The organism is Salipiger sp. PrR007, assembly GCF_010499845.1.
GTDB lineage: Bacteria > Pseudomonadota > Alphaproteobacteria > Rhodobacterales > Rhodobacteraceae > Salipiger > Salipiger pacificus_A.
Genome location: NZ_JAAGOZ010000039.1, coordinates 200,514 through 218,583, shown reverse-complemented (window position 1 = coordinate 218,583; position 18,070 = coordinate 200,514). Strand labels below are relative to the sequence as shown.

Annotated in this window: 16 protein-coding genes and 1 tRNA gene; 5 read left to right on the top strand and 12 right to left on the bottom strand. The window is 66.7% G+C overall.

The window, feature by feature from the left end:
- Positions 1-52: 52 nt before the first annotated feature.
- The 4 genes from proB to G0Q01_RS17560 all read right to left on the bottom strand — a co-directional run bounded on the left by proB (position 53) and on the right by G0Q01_RS17560 (position 2,979).
- Positions 53-1,159, bottom strand: coding sequence for a glutamate 5-kinase (gene proB, locus G0Q01_RS17575; RefSeq protein WP_164195416.1), 1,107 nt, complete (start codon positions 1,157-1,159; stop codon positions 53-55).
- The gene (gene obgE, locus G0Q01_RS17570; RefSeq protein WP_108966067.1) at positions 1,147-2,178 is read right to left on the bottom strand and encodes a GTPase ObgE; all 1,032 of its coding nucleotides are present in this window, start codon (positions 2,176-2,178) and stop codon (positions 1,147-1,149) included. The genes proB and obgE overlap by 13 nt, the downstream gene beginning before the upstream one ends.
- 272 nt (positions 2,179-2,450) lie before the next feature.
- A tRNA-Asp gene (locus G0Q01_RS17565) sits at positions 2,451-2,527 on the bottom strand.
- A 215-nt stretch (positions 2,528-2,742) separates the two neighbouring features.
- A complete protein-coding gene (locus G0Q01_RS17560; RefSeq protein ID WP_164195419.1) occupies positions 2,743-2,979 on the bottom strand; it encodes a hypothetical protein in 237 nt (78 codons plus the stop codon).
- Between the two features lie 391 nt (positions 2,980-3,370).
- On the opposite strand from G0Q01_RS17560, the gene G0Q01_RS17555 reads away from it, so the two are divergent.
- The 4 genes from G0Q01_RS17555 (at position 3,371) to tpiA (ending at position 6,830) form a co-directional block, all read left to right on the top strand.
- The gene (locus tag G0Q01_RS17555; RefSeq protein ID WP_108966070.1) at positions 3,371-3,727 is read left to right on the top strand and encodes an SUF system Fe-S cluster assembly protein; all 357 of its coding nucleotides are present in this window, start codon (positions 3,371-3,373) and stop codon (positions 3,725-3,727) included.
- A gap of 133 nt (positions 3,728-3,860) precedes the next feature.
- The gene (locus G0Q01_RS17550) at positions 3,861-5,522 is read left to right on the top strand and encodes a mechanosensitive ion channel family protein (RefSeq protein WP_164195422.1); all 1,662 of its coding nucleotides are present in this window, start codon (positions 3,861-3,863) and stop codon (positions 5,520-5,522) included.
- Positions 5,523-5,588: 66 nt separating this feature from the next.
- Positions 5,589-5,972, top strand: coding sequence for an iron-sulfur cluster assembly accessory protein (locus tag G0Q01_RS17545; protein ID WP_108966074.1), 384 nt, complete (start codon positions 5,589-5,591; stop codon positions 5,970-5,972).
- 117 nt (positions 5,973-6,089) lie between these two features.
- Positions 6,090-6,830 (top strand): triose-phosphate isomerase, encoded by a 741-nt coding sequence (gene tpiA, locus G0Q01_RS17540; protein WP_108966076.1) that lies wholly within the window; start codon positions 6,090-6,092, stop codon positions 6,828-6,830.
- Positions 6,831-6,995: 165 nt separating this feature from the next.
- On the opposite strand, the gene G0Q01_RS17535 is transcribed toward tpiA, so the two are convergent.
- The 5 genes from G0Q01_RS17535 to G0Q01_RS17515 form a co-directional block, all read right to left on the bottom strand.
- A complete protein-coding gene (locus G0Q01_RS17535) occupies positions 6,996-8,372 on the bottom strand; it encodes a TRAP transporter large permease (RefSeq protein ID WP_108966078.1) in 1,377 nt (458 codons plus the stop codon).
- 5 nt (positions 8,373-8,377) lie between these two features.
- Positions 8,378-9,067: a TRAP transporter small permease gene (locus G0Q01_RS17530; protein ID WP_108966080.1), complete on the bottom strand. Its 690-nt coding sequence runs from the start codon at positions 9,065-9,067 to the stop codon at positions 8,378-8,380.
- Positions 9,068-9,172: 105 nt separating this feature from the next.
- Entirely contained in the window at positions 9,173-10,177 is a 1,005-nt protein-coding gene (locus G0Q01_RS17525; RefSeq protein WP_108966082.1) for a TRAP transporter substrate-binding protein, read from the bottom strand.
- A gap of 294 nt (positions 10,178-10,471) precedes the next feature.
- Positions 10,472-11,695, bottom strand: coding sequence for a sigma-54 dependent transcriptional regulator (locus G0Q01_RS17520; RefSeq protein WP_164195424.1), 1,224 nt, complete (start codon positions 11,693-11,695; stop codon positions 10,472-10,474).
- Complete coding sequence (locus G0Q01_RS17515; protein WP_164195426.1) at positions 11,692-13,470, bottom strand: sensor histidine kinase; 1,779 nt, start codon at positions 13,468-13,470, stop codon at positions 11,692-11,694. Before G0Q01_RS17515 ends, G0Q01_RS17520 begins: the two co-directional genes overlap by 4 nt.
- Positions 13,471-13,548: 78 nt before the next feature.
- Here G0Q01_RS17515 and G0Q01_RS17510 point away from each other — a divergent pair, with 78 nt between their 5' ends.
- Positions 13,549-14,724, top strand: a complete 1,176-nt coding sequence (locus tag G0Q01_RS17510; protein ID WP_164195754.1) for a cytochrome P450 — start codon at positions 13,549-13,551, stop codon at positions 14,722-14,724.
- 76 nt (positions 14,725-14,800) lie between these two features.
- Here the strand turns inward: G0Q01_RS17510 and G0Q01_RS17505 are convergent, their stop codons facing one another.
- From G0Q01_RS17505 to G0Q01_RS17495, 3 genes are read right to left on the bottom strand one after another with little or no spacing between them, the layout of a single operon-like run.
- A complete protein-coding gene (locus tag G0Q01_RS17505) occupies positions 14,801-16,468 on the bottom strand; it encodes a ribonuclease J (RefSeq protein ID WP_108966089.1) in 1,668 nt (555 codons plus the stop codon).
- The gene (locus tag G0Q01_RS17500; RefSeq protein WP_108966091.1) at positions 16,465-17,247 is read right to left on the bottom strand and encodes a type III pantothenate kinase; all 783 of its coding nucleotides are present in this window, start codon (positions 17,245-17,247) and stop codon (positions 16,465-16,467) included. Before G0Q01_RS17500 ends, G0Q01_RS17505 begins: the two co-directional genes overlap by 4 nt.
- Before the next feature lie 11 nt (positions 17,248-17,258).
- Positions 17,259-18,002, bottom strand: coding sequence for a biotin--[acetyl-CoA-carboxylase] ligase (locus tag G0Q01_RS17495; protein ID WP_164195428.1), 744 nt, complete (start codon positions 18,000-18,002; stop codon positions 17,259-17,261).
- Positions 18,003-18,070 lie beyond the last annotated feature (68 nt).

The following is an 18,070-nucleotide window of genomic DNA, read 5'->3' as shown; positions in this document are numbered from 1 at the left end:
CCTTCTTCTCTGCGCAACCACGCCTCATTTCCCGTGCCATCGGCGCGGCGGATCAGAGCGCCATGTCGTCGCGGTGGATCAGCACGGCGCGGCCCGGATAGCCCAGCACCTGTTCGATCTCCGAGCTGTGGTGTCCGATGATCGCCTGCGCCTCATCGGCGGTATAGCGGGTCAGCCCCTGCCCCAGGGCGCGCCCGTCGGCGTCGCGGATGGTCACCGGATCGCCGCGACCAAAGGCGCCCTCGGCCCGGGTCACCCCGACCGGCAGCAGCGAGCGGCCCTGCGCCAGAGCGGCGGCGGCGCCAGCGTCGACGGTCAGCACGCCGCAAGGCTTCATCGCTAGGATCCAGCCCTTGCGCGCTGCGTGCGGGTCCATCTGCGGCGTGAACCAAGTGGCGTTGGCGCCGTCTTCCAGCGCGCTCAGCGGATGCAGCACCGAGCCCTCGGTGATCGCCATGGCACAGCCGGCGCCGGTGGCGGTCTTGGCGGCCATGAGCTTGGTCTTCATCCCGCCCTTCGACAGGCCCGAGCCGGCGTCGCCGGCCATGGACTCGATCTCGGGGGTGATCTGGTGGATGACGTCGTAGCGCCGCGCCTTGGGATCCTGCGCCGGGTTGGCGGTGTAGAAGCCATCGACGTCCGACAGCAGGATCAACTGGTCGGCCCCCACGGTCACGGCGACCTGCGCCGCCAGCCGGTCGTTGTCGCCGTAGCGGATCTCGTCGGTGGCGACGGTGTCGTTCTCGTTGACGATGGGCACCGCGCCGAAGCCGATCAGCGTCTCCATCGTGGCACGGGAATTGAGATAGCGGCGGCGCGAGGCGGAATCCTCGAGCGTCACCAGAACCTGCGCCGTGGTGATCCCATGCGGGGCCAGCGCCTCTTCCCAGGCGCGGGCAAGGCGGATCTGACCCACCGCGGCGGCGGCCTGGCTCTGCTCGAGCGGCAGCGCCACCGGGGGCAGTTTCAAGATGCCGCGCCCGAGCGCGATCGAGCCCGATGAGACCAGCACGACGTCGGTGCCGCGCGCCTTCACCCGGGCCACATCGGCAGCCATGGAATTCAGCCAGTCCTGGCGCAGCGCGCCGGTCGCTTTGTCGACCAGAAGGGCCGAGCCGATCTTTACGACGAGGCGGCGCGCCTCGCTCAGGGTCGCCATGTGGTGTCTTCCTCGGGCGCCTCGCGCAGGCGGTTCTCGTCGATGAAGCCTCGCAGCGCGCGCAGCACCTCGGTCACGCCCTCGCCCGCCGCGCCGGACATGAGCATGACCTTGCCGCCCGTCGTGGCCTCGAGCTCTTCTTTCAGGAAGGCCCGCTCCTCGTCGTCCAGCGCGTCGATCTTGTTGAGCACGGTAACCCGGGGCTTGTCGGCGAGCCCTTCGCCATAGGCCTCGATCTCGGTGATGATCGTCTGCCAATCCTCGAGCAGCGTGCCCGAGGTGCCATCGACGAGGTGCAGCAGCACGGCGCAGCGCTCGACGTGGCCAAGGAAGAGATCGCCGAGGCCGCGGCCTTCATGCGCGCCCTCGATCAGCCCGGGGATGTCGGCGACGACAAATTCCTTGCCGTCCACGCCGACGACACCAAGGTTCGGGTGCAGCGTGGTGAAAGGATAATCGGCGATCTTTGGCCGCGCGTTCGACGTCGCCGCGAGGAAGGTCGACTTGCCGGCGTTGGGCAGGCCCAGCAGCCCGACATCGGCGATGAGCTTCAGCCGCAGCCAGATGGTGCGCTCGACCCCCGGCTGGCCGGGGTTGGCGCGCCGCGGCGCCTGGTTGGTCGAGGTCTTGAAGTGCAGGTTGCCCCAGCCGCCGTTGCCCCCCTTGGCCAGCATCACGCGTTGACCAAGCTCGGTGAGATCGGCGATCACCGTCTCCTCGTCCTCGTCGAGAATCTCGGTGCCGACGGGCACGCGCAGCACGATGTCATCGCCATCGGCGCCGGTGCGCTGGCGCCCCATGCCCGGCACGCCGTTGCCGGCGAAGAAATGCTGCTGGTAGCGGAAATCGATGAGCGTGTTGAGCCCGTCCACCGCCTCGGCCCAGACGTCGCCGCCCCGGCCGCCGTCGCCGCCATCGGGCCCGCCGTACTCGATGAACTTCTCGCGGCGGAAAGAGGTGCAGCCTTTGCCGCCCTGGCCGGATCGGATGTAGACCTTGCAAAGATCGAGGAATTTCATGGTCTGGCTTTCCGGCTGGGTGACGTCGCGGCGCGAATTCGACTGGGTTGCGGCGCGGTTTAGCGCGACTCGGCGCGCGGCTCAAGTTACTGGCGGAGCGTCATGGGGGCGCCGCCCCCGCCGCGCTGCGCGCGACTCCCCCGCGATAGTTCTGCCCAGAAGAAACGGAGGTCTGCTCCGCGCTTCCGGTCCGGGCAACCGAAATCGGAGGCCCCAAAAGCAGAAACGCCGCGCGGCCCGAAGGCTGCGAGGCGTCTGCGTTCCGAAGAAAGTGGCGCGGTTGACGGGGCTCGAACCCGCGACCCCCGGCGTGACAGGCCGGTACTCTAACCAACTGAGCTACAACCGCTCGCTACCGTCTGGACTGTGTCCCGAACGTGGGGCGCTTTTAGGCGGGGGGCCGGACCCCGTCAAGCGCTTTCCTAGGGGCAGTTGCGGATTTTTCTGCCGAGCTCGAAAAAACCCGCTGGACCGGCTGCCCGCGCGGGCAGACTGGCGGGATGTTTTCCAGATTACGTCGCTATTCCAGATGCTTACGCTTGGTAACCCCGGGCACGGCAAAGCTCACTGCGCCGCGGCCTCGCGCGCCATCCGTTCCAGTTCCGCCGAAATGAGGATGATCCGCGACACCTGCCCGCGGCCGTCGTTGCGCGCCATCTCATAGGCGCAATGTTCCAGCAGCGCCGCCGAGAGGCGCAGCAGTTCCGAGACCGCGCGATTGCCCTGCATTTCATGCGCCATGGCAATGACGTCATCGAACGCGGCATTTTCGGCCGCGGATTCCCTTACCGAGTGAAGCATTCCCAGTCCCCTCCCCGTTCCCCCGTTTCCTTCCCAGACGCCCAGGCTTCGTCAGCACCCTGATGCGCCCACCCCCCCCGGACTCCCCCGTCCGGCGCGATGCAATCCCCAAGCGCGGCGCATGCAATCCCCTTGCGTCGCCCCGTTGTCCGAGGACCATGGTGCGTGTCCGGCGGCCCCTTGCGCCACGCGCCCCCGCGAAGGGGATGCAAAAGCTCTTGACGCCGAACAGCATCAGGATACCACAGTCGGCGCCCACAAAAAGCCATTTTTTATACGAACGGATATGTACGGGCGGGGCTGCTCCGCCTCGACAGCCCGGCGGGCACCCTTTACCCCGGCGCGCGCTTTTCCTATATCTTCGGTCAGGAACCCCGAGGAAGGACCCGCCATGACCGACGCACCGCTCGAAGGCGCCCCACTGATCGCGCCCTCCAGCACTGATCACCCGTTGTACGATTCGGTCGTCGAAGCGTGCCGCACCGTGTTCGACCCGGAAATTCCGGTGAACATCTACGACCTCGGCCTGATCTACACGATCGAGATCGCCGGCGAGGGCGACGTGAAGGTGATCATGACGCTGACCGCACCGGGTTGTCCGGTCGCGGGCGAGATGCCGGGCTGGGTGCAGGACGCCGTCGCCTCGGTCCCGGGGGTCAAGGACGTGGATGTCGACATGGTCTTCGATCCGCCCTGGGGCATGGACATGATGTCCGACGAGGCGCGGCTGGAGCTGGGCTTCATGTAAGCCTCCGCCGCCGCGGACCAGAAATGCCAAGCGCGCCCCGGTGGCGCGCTTTTTCTTTGGCGCTCTGCCACCTCCGCCGCACGCCGCGCCTGCAGGGGCGGAACCAACGGGGCGCGCTTGCCGTTGATCTGCGATGACCCTGCTCGCCCGCCTCCTTTCGCTTGCGCTGCTGACGCTGCTTCTGGCCCTGCCTGGCCCCGGCCGCGCGCAGCAGGGCGAACTCGACCGCTGGTACGAGGTCGAGATGGTCAACCCCGGCCTCGGCAACGCCCCGCAGAACATCGACAGGTCCACCCCGCGCGCCGCGCTCGAGAGCTTCCTCTTCCGTGCCGATGCCGAGGACTGGGAAGGCGCGGCGCACCTGCTGGACCTTTCGTCCATCGAGCCCGGCGAGCAGGCAGAGCTTGGGCCCGAGCGCGCCCGCCAGTTCGCCACGCTCATGGATCGCAAGATCATGATCGACTGGTACGACCTGCGCGATCGGCCCGACGGCGTCGACGCCCGCACCAAGGATGCCCCCATGGCGGGCGAGCCGCGCCGCTCGCTGCTGCTGTGGTATGTCAAGCTCGGCGACCGCCCGGTGCCGATCCGGATCAACCGCGTTAAGCCCGCAACCGGCGATCCGGTCTGGCTCGTCTCGCGCCAGACGGTGCAGGCGCTGCCGGCGCTGGCCGAGGCCTTCGGCCCCACGGAGCTGGAAATCGCGCTTCCGGCGCCGCTGCGCGAGCGGGCCTTCTGGGGCCTGCGCTGGTGGGAGGTCATCGCGCTGCCGCTGGTGCTGATGGCCACCGGCTTCATCGGCTTGCTGGTGAACAGGCTCATGTCGCGCGGGCTGAACCGCACGCTGCGCGATGCGCCCTACTCGACGCTCGTGGCCCTGCGCGGCCCGACCACGCTGGCCGTCGTCACCCTGACCATGTCCCTGCTCACCCGGCACGTGCTGGTGTTCTCGGGGCGAATCGACACGATTCTCTCGCCGCTGCTCATCCTCGGCTTCGTCTCCACCGTGCTCTGGCTGGTGATCAACGTGGCGGACGTGATTCTCAACCGACTGGTGAAATTCGACGGCGACGAACTGGCCGAGATGGGAGACGGCCAAGAGCAGCGCCGCAATATCGCGACGCGCGTCTCCGCCGCCCGCCGCGCAGTGATCGTCCTTGTGGCGCTGGTGGGCGCTGGCATCGTCATCTCCGAAGCCAGCGTCATGCGCTCGCTGGGCATTTCGCTGCTGGCCTCCGCGGGTACGGCAACGATTATCCTCGCATATGCCGGGCGCAACGTGCTGACCAATATCATGGCCTCGATGCAGATCGCGCTGAACCAATCGGCGCGCATTGGCGACAAGGTGCTGTTCAAGGGCCATCTGTGCTCGGTCGAGCGCATCCATTTCACCTATGTGCAGCTGCGCGTCTGGACCGGGCAGCGACTGGTGGTGCCGGTGGTCGACTTCGTCGCCGAGCCCTTCGAGAACTGGACCATGCAGGAGCACTTCCTTATCCGCGAAGTGGTGCTGCGCCTGTCCCACAGCGCCGACGTCGAGGCGCTGCGCCAGCGCTACGAACAGATTCTCGATGATATGGAAGGGCTCGCCGACCGTCCCGAATCGCGCGGCGTCTACGTCTCCGGTCACGATGTTTTCGGCAAGGAAGTGCTCTTCCTGATCCCCTGCCCCGATCCCAACATCGCCTGGTCGCTCGAATGCGAGGCCCGCGAGCAGCTTCTCGTCGCGGCTCAGGAACTCGACAGCACGGCGCAGCCGATCTTCCCCGACGCGCGTCCCGCAGAGGCAGCCTGACCCTCCGCCCCTTGTTTCCCCGGCCGCAGGGGCTTAAATTCCTGACAAAGCTCATAGGAGACGCGGATGTTCGGCATTCCCGGAAAACAGGCGGTCACCATCACCCCGGCCGCGGTGACGCAAGTGCGCAAGCTCATGGAACGCGACGGGCGCGCGGGCCTGCGGATCGGCGTGAAGAAGGGCGGCTGCGCAGGCATGGAATACACCATGGACTTCGTCGACTCGCCCGAGGCCAATGACGAGGTCGTGGAGCAGGACGGCGCGCGGGTGCTGATCGCGCCGATGGCGCAGATGTTCCTCTTTGGCACCGAGATCGACTACCAGACCTCGCTGCTGGAATCCGGCTTCAAGTTCAACAATCCCAATGTCGCCGACGCTTGCGGCTGCGGCGAGTCGATCAAGTTCAAGGACATCGAGGAACTCGAGGCCGAGCGCCGCGGCTCGGAATAAGCCCGCCGGCACGTCGCCTTGGGCCGTTTCCGCCCTATCTCCTTGATTGCGCAACCAAGCTTGACGCTGCTGGCTGCGCCGCGATGATACGCGCGAACTTCAACGAGAGGAGCGACCATGCGCAGGAAACTTGCCGCCGGCAATTGGAAGATGAACGGGCTGGCCGCCGCATTGGATGAGCTGAAGGCCATGGCGGATGCGGATGGTGGCGAGACCGAGGTGTTGATCTGCCCGCCCGCCACGCTGCTTGCGCAGGCTGCGGCAGGCTCGGGAGACATTGCCATCGGGGGGCAGGACTGCCACGCCAAGGCCTCGGGCGCCCACACCGGCGACATCTCTGCGGACATGCTCAAGGACGCGGGCGCAAGCTACGTGATCCTCGGCCATTCCGAGCGCCGCACCGATCATGGCGAGACCGACGAGGAGGTGCGCAACAAGACCCGCGCCGCCTGGGACGCCGGGCTGACCGCCGTGGTCTGCGTCGGCGAGAGCCTCTCCGAGCGCGAGGCGTCGAACACGCTCGACATCATTGCCGGACAACTCGCGGGCTCGATTCCCGACGGCGCGACCGGCCACAATCTCGTGGTCGCCTACGAGCCGATCTGGGCCATCGGCACCGGCAAGGTGCCCACCACGGACCAGATCGGCGAGGTGCACGACTTCATGCGCGCCCGGCTCGAGAAACGCTTCGGCGAAGGCGTCGGCCGCTCGGTCCGCCTGCTCTACGGCGGCTCGGTGAAGCCGGGCAACGCGGGCGAGATCTTCGCGGTCTCGAACGTCGACGGCGCGCTTGTGGGCGGCGCCAGTCTCAAGGCGGCAGACTTCGTGCCGATCATCGAGGCCCTCGGGAAAGCCTGACCGGCTAGCAATGCGTATTTAGAATGAGAAGAAGCCGGGGGCCCTGCGCAGCCCCCGGCTTCTTTTCTTTGCAAATACGCCCGCGGGAGGTGGTCCTGCCCCAAAAGAACGTGCGGCGCCCGATAAGGGGCGCCGCGCTCTTTTCCAGGCCCCTTCCGGCAGGGCTCAGTTGGTGATGATCTCGGGACCCATGAAGGTGGTCGGCAGCCAGGTCGACAGCCAGGGGATATAGGTCACCATGATCAGGAAGACGAAGAGCACCGCGAGGAAGGGCAGCGCCGCCTTGACCACGCGCATCATCGACATGCCCGCTACGCCAGAAGTGACGAAGAGGTTCAGGCCGACCGGCGGGGTGATCATGCCGATTTCCATGTTGACCACCATGATGATGCCGAGGTGGATCGGGTCGATCCCGAGCTCGATGGCGATCGGGAAGACCAGCGGCGCGACGATCACGATGAGACCCGAGGGTTCCATGAACTGGCCGCCGATGAGCAGGATCACGTTGACGATCACCAGGAACATGATCGGCCCGAAGCCGGCGTCGAGCATCATCCCGGCGATGCGCTGCGGGATCTGCTCGTCGGTCAGCACGTGCTTGAGGATCAGCGCGTTGGCGATGATGAACATCAGCGTGATCGTCAGCTTGCCGGCCTCGAACAGCGTGTCCCGGGTGTCGCGGTGGAAGAAGGCGGTGACCAGCGCGATCGGCTTGCGGAGCAGCGACAGGTTCGGCGCGCCGTCCTTGCCTGCGAGCGGACCCATGTCACGGTAGACGAAGTTGGCGATGAAGAAGGCATAGACTGCCGCCACTGCCGCCGCCTCGGTCGGAGTGAAGATGCCGCCGTAGATGCCGCCCAGGATGATAACGATGAGGAAAAGCCCCCACATCGCGTCGCGGCCCGAGCGGATCACTTCACCCCAGCCGTGCCAGTCGCCCTTGGGCAGGCCGCGCACGCGGGCGATGGCGTAGATGGTGATCATCAGCATGGTGCCCGCGAGCAGGCCCGGGATGACCCCCGCGAGGAACATCCGGCCGACCGAGACGTCCGTGGCCGAGGCGTAGACCACCATCACGATCGACGGCGGGATGAGGATGCCGAGCGTGCCCGCGTTGGCGATGACGCCGGCCGCGAAATCCTTGGAATAGCCCACCTGCCGCATGCCGGCGATGACGATCGAGCCGATCGCGACCACGGTCGCCGGGGACGAGCCCGAGAGCGCGGCAAAGAGCATGCAGGCAAAGACGCCGGCGATGGCGAGACCGCCATGGAAGTGGCCCACCAGCGAGATCGAGAAACGGATGATCCGCCGCGCCACGCCGCCCGTCGACATGAAGGACGAGGCGAGGATGAAGAAGGGAATGGCGAGCAGCGTGTAGTGCCCCGCCATCGCCTGAAACATCGATTGCGCCACCGAGGCCAGCGAGGTGTCCGACAGGACCAGCAGGAAGATGATCGACGACAGGCCCAGCGAGACCGCGATCGGTAGGCCGATGAGCATCAGACCGATGATGCAGAAGAAAAGGAGAAAGACTTCCATCGGACTCAGTCCTCGCGGTTCAGGTGGGCGACGTCATCGACGGCGTCTTCGGCTTCGTGGCTGACAATCAGGCTGTCTTTCTGGCCGGTCCAGATGCGGACGCCGGCCTGGATGAAGCGGAAGAGCAGCAGCGCCATGCCGAAGGGCAGGATGAAATAGGGGATGAAGCGTGGCAGCTTCTCGTAGTGCTCGCCCTCGTTGATCCAGGGCTCGATGAAGCGCAGCCAGTCGGGCATCGGGATGTCGACGACCTCGTACCAAGACCGGTAGGAGGTGCGCTTCATCTCCTCGAAGCCGGTGGGGAACCAGCGCCCGGTGGTCTGCGGCAGGTTGGCGAAGTTGGCCCAGTAGTCCCAGGCGCCCTTCATCAGCAGGAAGGCATAGAAGATGCAGAGGACGGCCGCGATCAGTGCCAGCACCCGGCGCGCGGCGGGCGGCAGGAGGCCGGTGATCGCGTCGACCCCGAGATGCGCGGTGACCTTCACCGCGTAGCTCACCCCGAAGAGCACCAGCCATGCAAAGAGGAAGGTCACCGCCTCGAGGCCCCAGATCACGCCGGTGTTGAACCCGTAGCGCAGGACGACGTTGACGAAGGTGAGGAGCGTCATCAGCCCGAGGATCACGGCGATTGCCGTTTCCTCGAGCTCGTTGACGAAGCGGCCGAGTGCAGAGCCGCCGTGCATGGTATTGGACATCTAGTCCCCCGCTATGCCGTATGGGTTGCCCCAACGTGAAAATTCGGGTGTGAAAAGGCCCGGCCCCGCGCTGCGCAGGACCGGGCCGAAGCCATCCGCGCCGGATCAGAACTGCGCGTTGAATTCCTGCGCGGCGGCGATGTTGTCGGCGCCGACCTCGCTCTCGAAGCGCTCCCAGACCGGCTTCATCGCGTCGACCCAGGCCTGACGCTGCTCGGGCGTCAGTTCGCGGATCACGCCGCCGGCGTCGAGGATCGCCTGACGGTTGTCGGCATCGACCTCGGCGATCGCGGCGTTGCGGCTGGAGGTCACCTCGTCAAGGATCTGGCCCATCTGCATGCGCACGTCCTCGGGCAGGCTCTCCCACCAGTCAACCGAGGTGACGACCATGTAGTCGAGCACGCCGTGGTTGGTTTCGGTGGTGCCGTCCTGCACCTCGAAGAACTTCTGGCCGTAGATGTTGGACCAGGTGTTTTCCTGGCCGTCGACCACGCCGGTCTGCAGAGCGCCGTAGACTTCCGAGAAGGCCATCGGCTGCGGCGAGGCGCCGAGCTGCTCCATGTTCGCCTTCAGCACCTCGGAGGGCTGCACGCGGAACTTCAGGCCCTTTGCATCTTCCGGCGAGATCAACGGCTTGTTGGCCGAGAACTGGGTCAGGCCATTGTGCCAGAAGCCAAGGCCGAGCAGGCCACGGCGCACCATGGACTCCTTCATGTCCTGGCCGACGTCCGAGGTCTGGAACGCGTCCACGGCTTCCATGTTCTTGAACATGAACGGCAGGTCGAAGATGCGGAACACCTTGGTGAACTGCTCGAATTTCGACAGCGAGGGCGCAGCCATCTGCACGTCGCCGTTCAGCATTGCCTCGAGCACCTGGTCATCGTTGTAGAGCGTCGAGTTCGGGAAGACCTCGACACAGGCCTTGCCGTCCATCTCCTCGTTCACGCGGTCGGCGAAGAGCTGCGCCGCGATACCCTTGGGGTGCTTGTCGGTGTTGGTGACGTGGCTGAACTTCACCACGATCTCGCCATCGTCGCAGGCGGCGGTTGCGGCCTGGGTGCCGGACACGAGTGCGGACACCGCGGCAGCGGTCATCAGGAACTTTTTCATGAAATCCTCCCGGAACTTCTGTTTGTCGAAGCACCGACCGCGACCTCCTACCGTCACGATCGATCTGAATATCAAGAGATACTCTGGTGAATTTTGTCGCAACGTTTTTGGGAGGATTTCGTGATGATAGATTTTTCTATTTAATTATATATATTTAAGTATCACCTTTCGGAGGCCAATTGTTCGGCACGCATGATCTTGTGCGAGATCCCGCACGCTGATTGCGTATGACTGTGCGAGAATCCGCACAGTTCTCACCTCGCCCGAAAATGCGGCAGGGGGCGGAATCGCCGCTCAGCGATAGTCTTCTGCGCGAATGCCGTATTTCGCCAGCTTGTCGTAGAAGGTCTTGCGCGGCAGCTTCAGGGCCTGCGCGGCCGCACTGGCCTGCCCGCCGGTGCGCTTCAGCGCCTCGACCAGCAACGAGCGTTCGACCTGCGCCATGCGTTCGGTCAACCCCAGCCCCTCGCCCATGTCCTCGCTCTCGCCGAGCCCGAGCGCGAAGCGCATCGCCGCCGACATGAGCGAGCGGGTGTTGCCCGGCCAGTCCCGCGCGATGAGCGCCGAGATCACCTCCTCGGTGATCTCCGGCGGCTCGAGACCGGCCTGCTCGGCGGCCTGCGCCACGTAGTGGCGGAAGAGCACCGGGATGTCCTCGGGCCGCTCGCCGAGCGCCGGGATGTGGATCTGCATGACCTCGAGCCGGTAGAAGAGCTCGGCGGAAAACGCGCTGCTCTCCACCTCCTTGCCCAAATCGCGCACCGTGCCGGCGATCAGCCGGGGCCCTCCTTCCTCCAGCAGATCGACCAGCGCCAGTTGGCTGTCCTTCGGCAGCTGGCAGATCTCGTCGAGGAACACCGTGCCCGCCGCGCAGCCGCGCCAGAATTCGCCGAGCGCTGCGCGGTCCAGACCGGCCGCCGATCGCTTCTCGAAGGGGCCCTTGGAGCGGTTCGAGCAGAGGTGCACAACCTCGGCAACCTTCGAAAGGCCCGACCCCGGTGCCCCGGTGATCAGAACGTCGGTTCCGGCCCGCGCCGCCACACGGCAGCGCGCCCGCAGCCCGTCCGCCTTGCGCGAGATGCCGAAGAGCATCCTTGCGGCGGCGTCGCCGGTCTCCAGCTCGGCCTTCAGGCGGCGGTTCTCCAGCACCAGCGCGCGGGTGCGCAGCGCGCGCTCGACCACGGCGGTCAGATCGCCCGGCGCGCAGGGCTTTTCGAGAAAGTCAAAGGCCCCTGCCGCCATCGCCCGCACCGCCATGGGGATGTCGCCCTCGCCGGTCAGCAGGATCACCGGCAGCTCGGGGTCCTTGCGGTGCGCGTAGTCAAGCAGGTGGAAGCCGTCACGGCCGGGCATGCGAATGTCGGAAACGATCACCCCCTCGAAGGCGGGCTCGATCAGCTCCTTGCACTCGACAAAGCTGCCCGCGGTCACCGCGTCGAGGTCGGCCAGCTCCAGCGTCTGGCCAAGCGCCTCGCGCACCGCCGCATCGTCGTCCACGAGAAGCACCCGCCGGGTCATGCGCGTTTCTCCATCTGCGTGATCTCCATGCCTGCCTGACGCAGATCCAGCGTGAACTGCGCCCCGCCGCCGGGCAAATTCTCGCCCCGCAGCTTGCCACCGAAGCCCTCGACGATCCCGTAAGAGATGGACAGGCCAAGCCCCATCCCCTCTTCCGGGCCGACCTCCTTGGTCGAGTAGAACGGGTCGAAGATGCGGTCGGGCTCGCGGATGCCCGAGCCGGTGTCGCGGACCGTCAGCCGCACCATGCCCGCGGCGTCCTCATGATTGATGCGCAGGGTGAGGCGCCGGACGTCCTGCCCTTGCATCGCATCGAGCGCGTTCGAAATGAGGTTCACCACCACCTGGCTCAACCGCACCTCGCCGCCCATGACGATGGCCGGCCGGTCCGGACGCTGCCAGTCGACCGTGGCGCCGGTGGTCTCGATCCGGCGTTGCATCAGCTCGAGCGCCTGCTCGACCACCGCCGCAAGACCGACGCGATGCGCGGGCCCCGGCTCGGCCTTGGCGAAGGCCCGCAGGTTCTTGATGATCCGCCCCATGCGCCCCGCCATATCGCTGATCCGCCCGAGGTTCTCTGCCGCCCGCTCGGGCTTGCCGCGCTCGAGGAAGGCGGCCCCGTTCTCGGCAAAAGAGCGGATCGCCATCAGCGGCTGGTTCAGCTCGTGGCTGATCCCCGCGCTCATCTTGCCAAGCGCCGTCAGCTTCGAGGCCTGCACCAGTTCGGCCTGCGCGCGCTTCAGCGCGGCCTCGGCCTCCTGCCGCTCGACCACCTCGCGGCGCAGCGCGAGGTTGGCCTCTTCGAGATCGCGGGTGCGCGTGGTGACCCGTTCTTCCAGGTCGAGGTTGATCGCCGCCAGCGCCCGCCGCCGCTCGAGCGCGAACCACAGCAGCGCGACGAAAAAGAGCACCCCCGCCGCCACTGCCTGCGCCTGCAGCAGCGCGTAGCGCCGCGCCGGGCGCACGTCGATCAGCAGCACGGCGGTCATGCCGATCACCGGCAGGTCGACAACGCGGCGCAGCGCGCGGGCGGGGATGTAGGGCGACCAATTTTGCGACAGGATCGTGTAGTCCCCAAGTTCCGTCGTCTCGGTCTCGCGCCGCTGCCCCGAGGGCGAGACCAAGGCCCCATCCCCCTCGCGTCGCCAGCCCAGCAATTCGGTCCGGTTGGTGACGAAGACCGTGCCGCTCTCGTCGAGGAAGAAGACGGCGGGCAACGAGCCGCGCCAGTCGCGCTCGAGCACCGCCGCATCGACCACCACCACCAACGCGCCGCGCACCTCGCCCGAAGGCGCGAAGTTCGGCGCGGCGAAGAAGAAGGCGCGGTCCACGTCGCCCGGCCCCTCGCCGTGGGCGATGCCAAGCGCACCGGTCAGGGCGCGGCGAAAATAGGCGCTGCGCGCCACGTCCCTAGGGACCATGTCACCCGAACTGGCCAGCACCTCGCCCGAGCCCGCGACGTAGAAGGCACTGACTGCGCCGGTCCGGTCGGCGGCGGTGAGCAGCATCTCGTCCGCCGGGGCGCGGGGCCCGCCGTCGAGCAGCGCCTCCAGCGCCGGGTGGCGGGTGGTGAGCACGGCAAACTCGCGGAACCGCTGCAGCTGGCTGACGAGGCGGTCCGACGCGAGGTCGAGGTCGCTCTGCCCGCGCGCGGCGAGCGGCCCAAGCGCCTGCAGGTAGCCATAGTGCCACACGCTGCCCGACAGCGCGGCCACGAAGGCGAGCGTCAGCGCCAGCCAGAGGGCGCGGCTCCGGGTCAGAAGGTCCCAGCTCATGACCCCTCATAGCAAGACCGCTCTTGCCAAGAAAGCGCGGGCGTGTCCTAGGGTTGCGCCATGACCACGATGAGACCCATGCAACGCTTTTCCATATCCCCGACCGATCCCGCCTTCGTGCAGGATCCCTACCCGTTTTACGACGAAATGCGCGCCGCCGGCGATCTTGCCTTCTGGGAGGACTACGCCCTGCCCTGCGCCGTGTCGCAGCGTGCCGTCTCGACGCTGCTGAAGGACCGCCGCTTCGGCCGCGAGGTCCCGCCAGAAATCGCCCCCGAGATCCCGGCCCACCAGGCGCCCTTCTACGCGGTCGAGGCGCACTCCATGCTCGAGCTCGAGCCGCCGCGCCACACGCGGCTGCGCGGGCTGGTGCTGCGCGCTTTCACCTCGCGCCGGATCGCCGCACTCGGACCGGAGATCGCCACCTTGGCGCACCGGCTCATCGACGAGATGCGCGAGCACGGCGAGATCGACCTGCTGCCCGCCTTCTGCCAGCCGATCCCGGTGATCGTCATCGCGCGGCTGCTTGGCGTGCCCGAGGCGATGGCGCCGCAACTGCTGCGCTGGTCGGCGGACATGGTCGGCATGTACCAGGCGCGCCGGGACAAGGCGATGGAGGTCGCGGCGGCGACGGCGGCCACCGACTTCTCGGACTTCCTGCGCGGCTACGTCGATGAGCGCCGCACGAGTCCCGGTGACGACCTGCTGTCGCACCTGATTGCGGCCGAGGAAGGCGGCGAGAAACTCTCGACCGACGAGCTGATCACCACCTGCATCCTGCTGCTCAACGCCGGGCACGAGGCGACGGTGCACACCATGGGCAACGGCATCAAGGCGCTGCTGGAACAGGGCGTGACGATCACCGAGGACAACGCCGCGCCGGTGGTCGAGGAGGTGCTGCGCTACGACCCGCCGCTGCACATGTTCACCCGCTACGCCTACGAGCAGGTCGAGGCCTTTGGCCATACCTTCCAGCGTGGCGAGCAAGTGGCGCTCATGCTGGGCGCGGCGAACCGAGACCCGGCGGTCTGGGCGGAGCCCGCGCGCTTCGATCCAGCGCGCCCGGTCGTGACCAACACCAGCTTCGGCGGCGGGATGCACTTCTGCGTCGGCGCGCCTCTGGCCCGGCTCGAACTGGTGACGGCCCTCCCGATCCTTTTCGAGCGGCTTGCCGGGATGCAACTGGCCGGAACGCCGAGATACGCCGACCTCTATCATTTCCACGGCCTCGAGGCGCTGAAGATCACGCGCTAATTCGCCAGGCTTACTGATCGCAAAAGAAAAGGCGCGCCGCTCTCGCGGCGCGCCTTCGTTATTCCTCCCGAAAGCCTCAGGACAGGCGGCTGATCACCACTGTCACCTCGGGTTTCTTGCCGATCTCGTTGACCGAGGAGTTGCGCACGATGCGGCGCATGCCTTCCTCGAGCTTGTCGTCGTCGCCGAGGGTCTTCTCGCCGGCGCGGCCAAGGAACTGGCTGAGGTCTTCTTCCAGGATATCCACCAGCGGCGCGTTCGAACGGCCGATCTCCGGCAGGCCCATCAGCTCGCACCAGGGCTCGCCAAGCGGCTCGTCGTCCTCGTCGAGGATCACCGTCACCACCACGTGCCCGTTCAGCGCCATGCGGATACGATCGCGCACGATGCCGTCGAGCGCCCCGATCTGCACCGAACCGTCGAGGTAGGTGCGGCCGGTCTCGACATAGCCTGCCACCGTGGGCTGGTTGCCCGACAGGTCGACCATGGTGCCGTTGATCGCCAGAACCCCGGCGCGGCCACGTCCCTCGGCCAATTTCATGTGCTCGCGCAGGTGGCGGTGCTCGCCGTGCATGGGCACGACGATCTGCGGGTTCACGATGTCCTGCATGCGCTCGAGGTCAGGGCGGTTGGCGTGGCCCGAAACGTGGTACTTGCCGCCGTCATCGTCGACGATGTCCACGCCCTTCTCAGAGAGCGAGTTCATGATGTGGATCACGCCCTTCTCGTTGCCCGGAATGGTCTTCGAGGAGAAGAGGAAGAGATCGCCTTCCTTGAGCTCGATGCCATTGTACTTGCCGCGCGCCAGCTGCGCCGAGGCCGCCCGGCGTTCGCCCTGCGAGCCGGTGACGATCAGCATGACGTTCTCGCGCGGGATCTGCGTTGCGTCCTCGGGCGAGATCACCTTCGGGAAGGAGGTCACCACCCCGGTCTCGATCGCTGCCTCGACCATCCGGCGCATCGCGCGGCCGAGCAGGCAGATCGAGCGCCCGGCGCGCTCGCCGGCCTCGGCCAGTGTCTTCACCCGCGCCACGTTCGAGGCGAAGGTGGTGGCAACGACCATCTGCGGCGCGCTGGCCACCAGCGTCTCGATCTCGGGGCCGACGGTGATCTCGCTGCGGCCGGGGTGCTGCGAGAAGACGTTGGTCGAATCGCAGATCAGCGCCTTGACGCCATCTTTCGACACTTCGGCCCAGAGCTCGGGATCGAAGGCCTCGCCGACCACCGGGTTCGCGTCGAGCTTGAAGTCGCCGGTGTGGATCAGCCGCCCGCCGGGGGTGTCGATGACCAGCCCCGAGCTTTCCGGGATCGAGTGCGAGATCGGCAGGAAGCCGACGGTGAAGGGACCGGCCTTCACCGTTTCCGGCCAGCGCGACACGGTGGTCACCGTCTCGGGCGAATGGCCGTATTCCGCGAGCTTGCCGCGCGCGAGGTTGGCGGTGAAGGCACGCGCGTAGACCGGCACGCCAAGGTCTTCGAAGCAATGGCCGATGGCGCCGACGTGGTCCTCGTGGGCGTGGGTGATGAACACGGCCTCCAGCCGCTCGCGGTTTTCCTTCAGCCAGCTGATGTCGGCAAAGATGATGTCGACGCCGGGCGTCGTGTCCATGTCGGGAAAGGCAACGCCGATGTCGACGAGGATAAGGCGTTCCTCGCCCGGCTTGCCGTAGCCGTAGACATAGGCGTTCATGCCGATCTCGCCGGCACCCCCGAGGGGGAGATAGATAATGCGTTCGCTGCTCATGAGCTTTGGCTCCTGCCAAGATTGTATGCGTGGATGACGGTGAGACCATGCATGGTCAAATCCTCCCGCCAGTCGTCGAAGAGGTCTTCGGATTGCTGGAAGAGCGGTGCCAGCCCACCGGTTGAGATGACGCGCATCGGCCGGTCACGTTCGGCCTTGATGCGCGCGCAAATTTCACGGACGAGGCCGACATAGCCCCAGAAAACGCCTGACTGCATGCAGGCGACGGTGTTTGTTCCGACCACGCGCTGTGGCTTGGTGATGTCCACATGCGGCAGCGCGGCGGCAGCCTGGTGCAGCGCTTCGAGGCTGAGGTTGACGCCCGGTGCGATCACCCCGCCCTCGTAGGCGCCGTCCTGCGCCACCACGTCGAAGGTTGTCGCGGTGCCGAAATCGACAACGATGATATCGCCGCCGTAAAGATCATAGCCCGCCACCGTGTTGACCAGACGGTCCGGGCCCACGTTTGTGCCGAGATCCACCCGCACGTCCACGGGAAGCGCGCATTCGGGCTTGCCTACCACCATGGCGCGGGTGTTGAAATAGCGATCCGCCAGCACACGCAGGTTGAACACCACGCGCGGCACGGTCGAGGAAACGATCACATCGGTGATCTCGGCCTCGATCTTCTGGAAGGCCATGAGCGTCGAGAGCCAGACGTAATACTGGTCGGCGGTGCGCTGGTGCTCGGTCGAGGTGCGCCAGGTCGCAAGGAAGCGCGCCCCGTCCCAGATTGAGAACACGGTGTTGGTATTGCCGCAGTCGATGGCCAGAAGCATGGGCCGCCCCCTCAGAAAAACACGTCTGCCGCGGCAATCGCCTGCCGCGCGCTGGCTGTCCTTAGGACAAGATTGCCGGCATCGTCCACCGTTTCGAACGTTCCGGTAAATTCGTGGCGCCCGGTGCGCGCGGTGATCACCGAGCCGAGCCGCGCGGCGCGCGAGAGCCAGGCCTCGCGAATACCGGCAAAGCCGAGCGCCATGAACCGCGCCTCTTCGCGCGCGTAAGCGGCGGCAAGCACGGTCAGGAATTCTTCTGGCGTCACCCGCACACCGGCCTCGGACATCAGAGAGACCGGGCGCAGCGCACCGGGCTCGACCTCGCCAACGTCCGGCGCCGCGGCGAGGTTCACCCCCATGCCGATGGCCAGCCAGTCGCGCCCCGCGTGACGCCCGAGGCTTTCCAGCAGGATGCCCGCCACCTTGCCGCCATTGACCAGCACGTCGTTGGGCCATTTCAGCGCCAGCATGTCGGCCCTGCCGGTCACTGCGACAAAGGCCTCGTGCAGCGCCAGGGAAGCGACGAAGCTGCGCAGGGCAACCACCTGCGGCGGCTCGGCGACCGGCAGCACCAGCGTTCCGGCGAAGTTCCCGGCAGGCATGGTCCAAGGCCGGCCTCGGCGCCCGCGCCCGGCGACCTGGTTCAGCCCGAGGATCCACTCGGGGCCGGTCAGGCCGGGCACGATCCGCGCCGCCTCGGCATTGGTGCTGTCCACTTCCGCCAGCACGCGCCGGCCATAGCCGTCAGGCCACATGCGCCTGCCCTTTCATCCGTTTCCATCCGTGCCCACAGTGAGAAATCAGCGCATAGGCGAAAACAAAG

Bases quoted from the DNA above. Each gene is read 5' to 3' on its own strand.
- proB (WP_164195416.1), bottom strand. From the start codon at position 1,159: ATGGCGACCCTGAGCGAGGCGCGCCGCCTCGTCGTAAAGATCGGCTCG.
- obgE (WP_108966067.1), bottom strand. From the start codon at position 2,178: ATGAAATTCCTCGATCTTTGCAAGGTCTACATCCGATCCGGCCAGGGC.
- G0Q01_RS17560 (WP_164195419.1), bottom strand. From the start codon at position 2,979: ATGCTTCACTCGGTAAGGGAATCCGCGGCCGAAAATGCCGCGTTCGAT.
- G0Q01_RS17555 (WP_108966070.1), top strand. From the start codon at position 3,371: ATGACCGACGCACCGCTCGAAGGCGCCCCACTGATCGCGCCCTCCAGC.
- G0Q01_RS17550 (WP_164195422.1), top strand. From the start codon at position 3,861: ATGACCCTGCTCGCCCGCCTCCTTTCGCTTGCGCTGCTGACGCTGCTT.
- G0Q01_RS17545 (WP_108966074.1), top strand. From the start codon at position 5,589: ATGTTCGGCATTCCCGGAAAACAGGCGGTCACCATCACCCCGGCCGCG.
- tpiA (WP_108966076.1), top strand. From the start codon at position 6,090: ATGCGCAGGAAACTTGCCGCCGGCAATTGGAAGATGAACGGGCTGGCC.
- G0Q01_RS17535 (WP_108966078.1), bottom strand. From the start codon at position 8,372: ATGGAAGTCTTTCTCCTTTTCTTCTGCATCATCGGTCTGATGCTCATC.
- G0Q01_RS17530 (WP_108966080.1), bottom strand. From the start codon at position 9,067: ATGTCCAATACCATGCACGGCGGCTCTGCACTCGGCCGCTTCGTCAAC.
- G0Q01_RS17525 (WP_108966082.1), bottom strand. From the start codon at position 10,177: ATGAAAAAGTTCCTGATGACCGCTGCCGCGGTGTCCGCACTCGTGTCC.
- G0Q01_RS17520 (WP_164195424.1), bottom strand. From the start codon at position 11,695: ATGACCCGGCGGGTGCTTCTCGTGGACGACGATGCGGCGGTGCGCGAG.
- G0Q01_RS17515 (WP_164195426.1), bottom strand. From the start codon at position 13,470: ATGAGCTGGGACCTTCTGACCCGGAGCCGCGCCCTCTGGCTGGCGCTG.
- G0Q01_RS17510 (WP_164195754.1), top strand. From the start codon at position 13,549: ATGCAACGCTTTTCCATATCCCCGACCGATCCCGCCTTCGTGCAGGAT.
- G0Q01_RS17505 (WP_108966089.1), bottom strand. From the start codon at position 16,468: ATGAGCAGCGAACGCATTATCTATCTCCCCCTCGGGGGTGCCGGCGAG.
- G0Q01_RS17500 (WP_108966091.1), bottom strand. From the start codon at position 17,247: ATGCTTCTGGCCATCGACTGCGGCAATACCAACACCGTGTTCTCAATC.
- G0Q01_RS17495 (WP_164195428.1), bottom strand. From the start codon at position 18,002: ATGTGGCCTGACGGCTATGGCCGGCGCGTGCTGGCGGAAGTGGACAGC.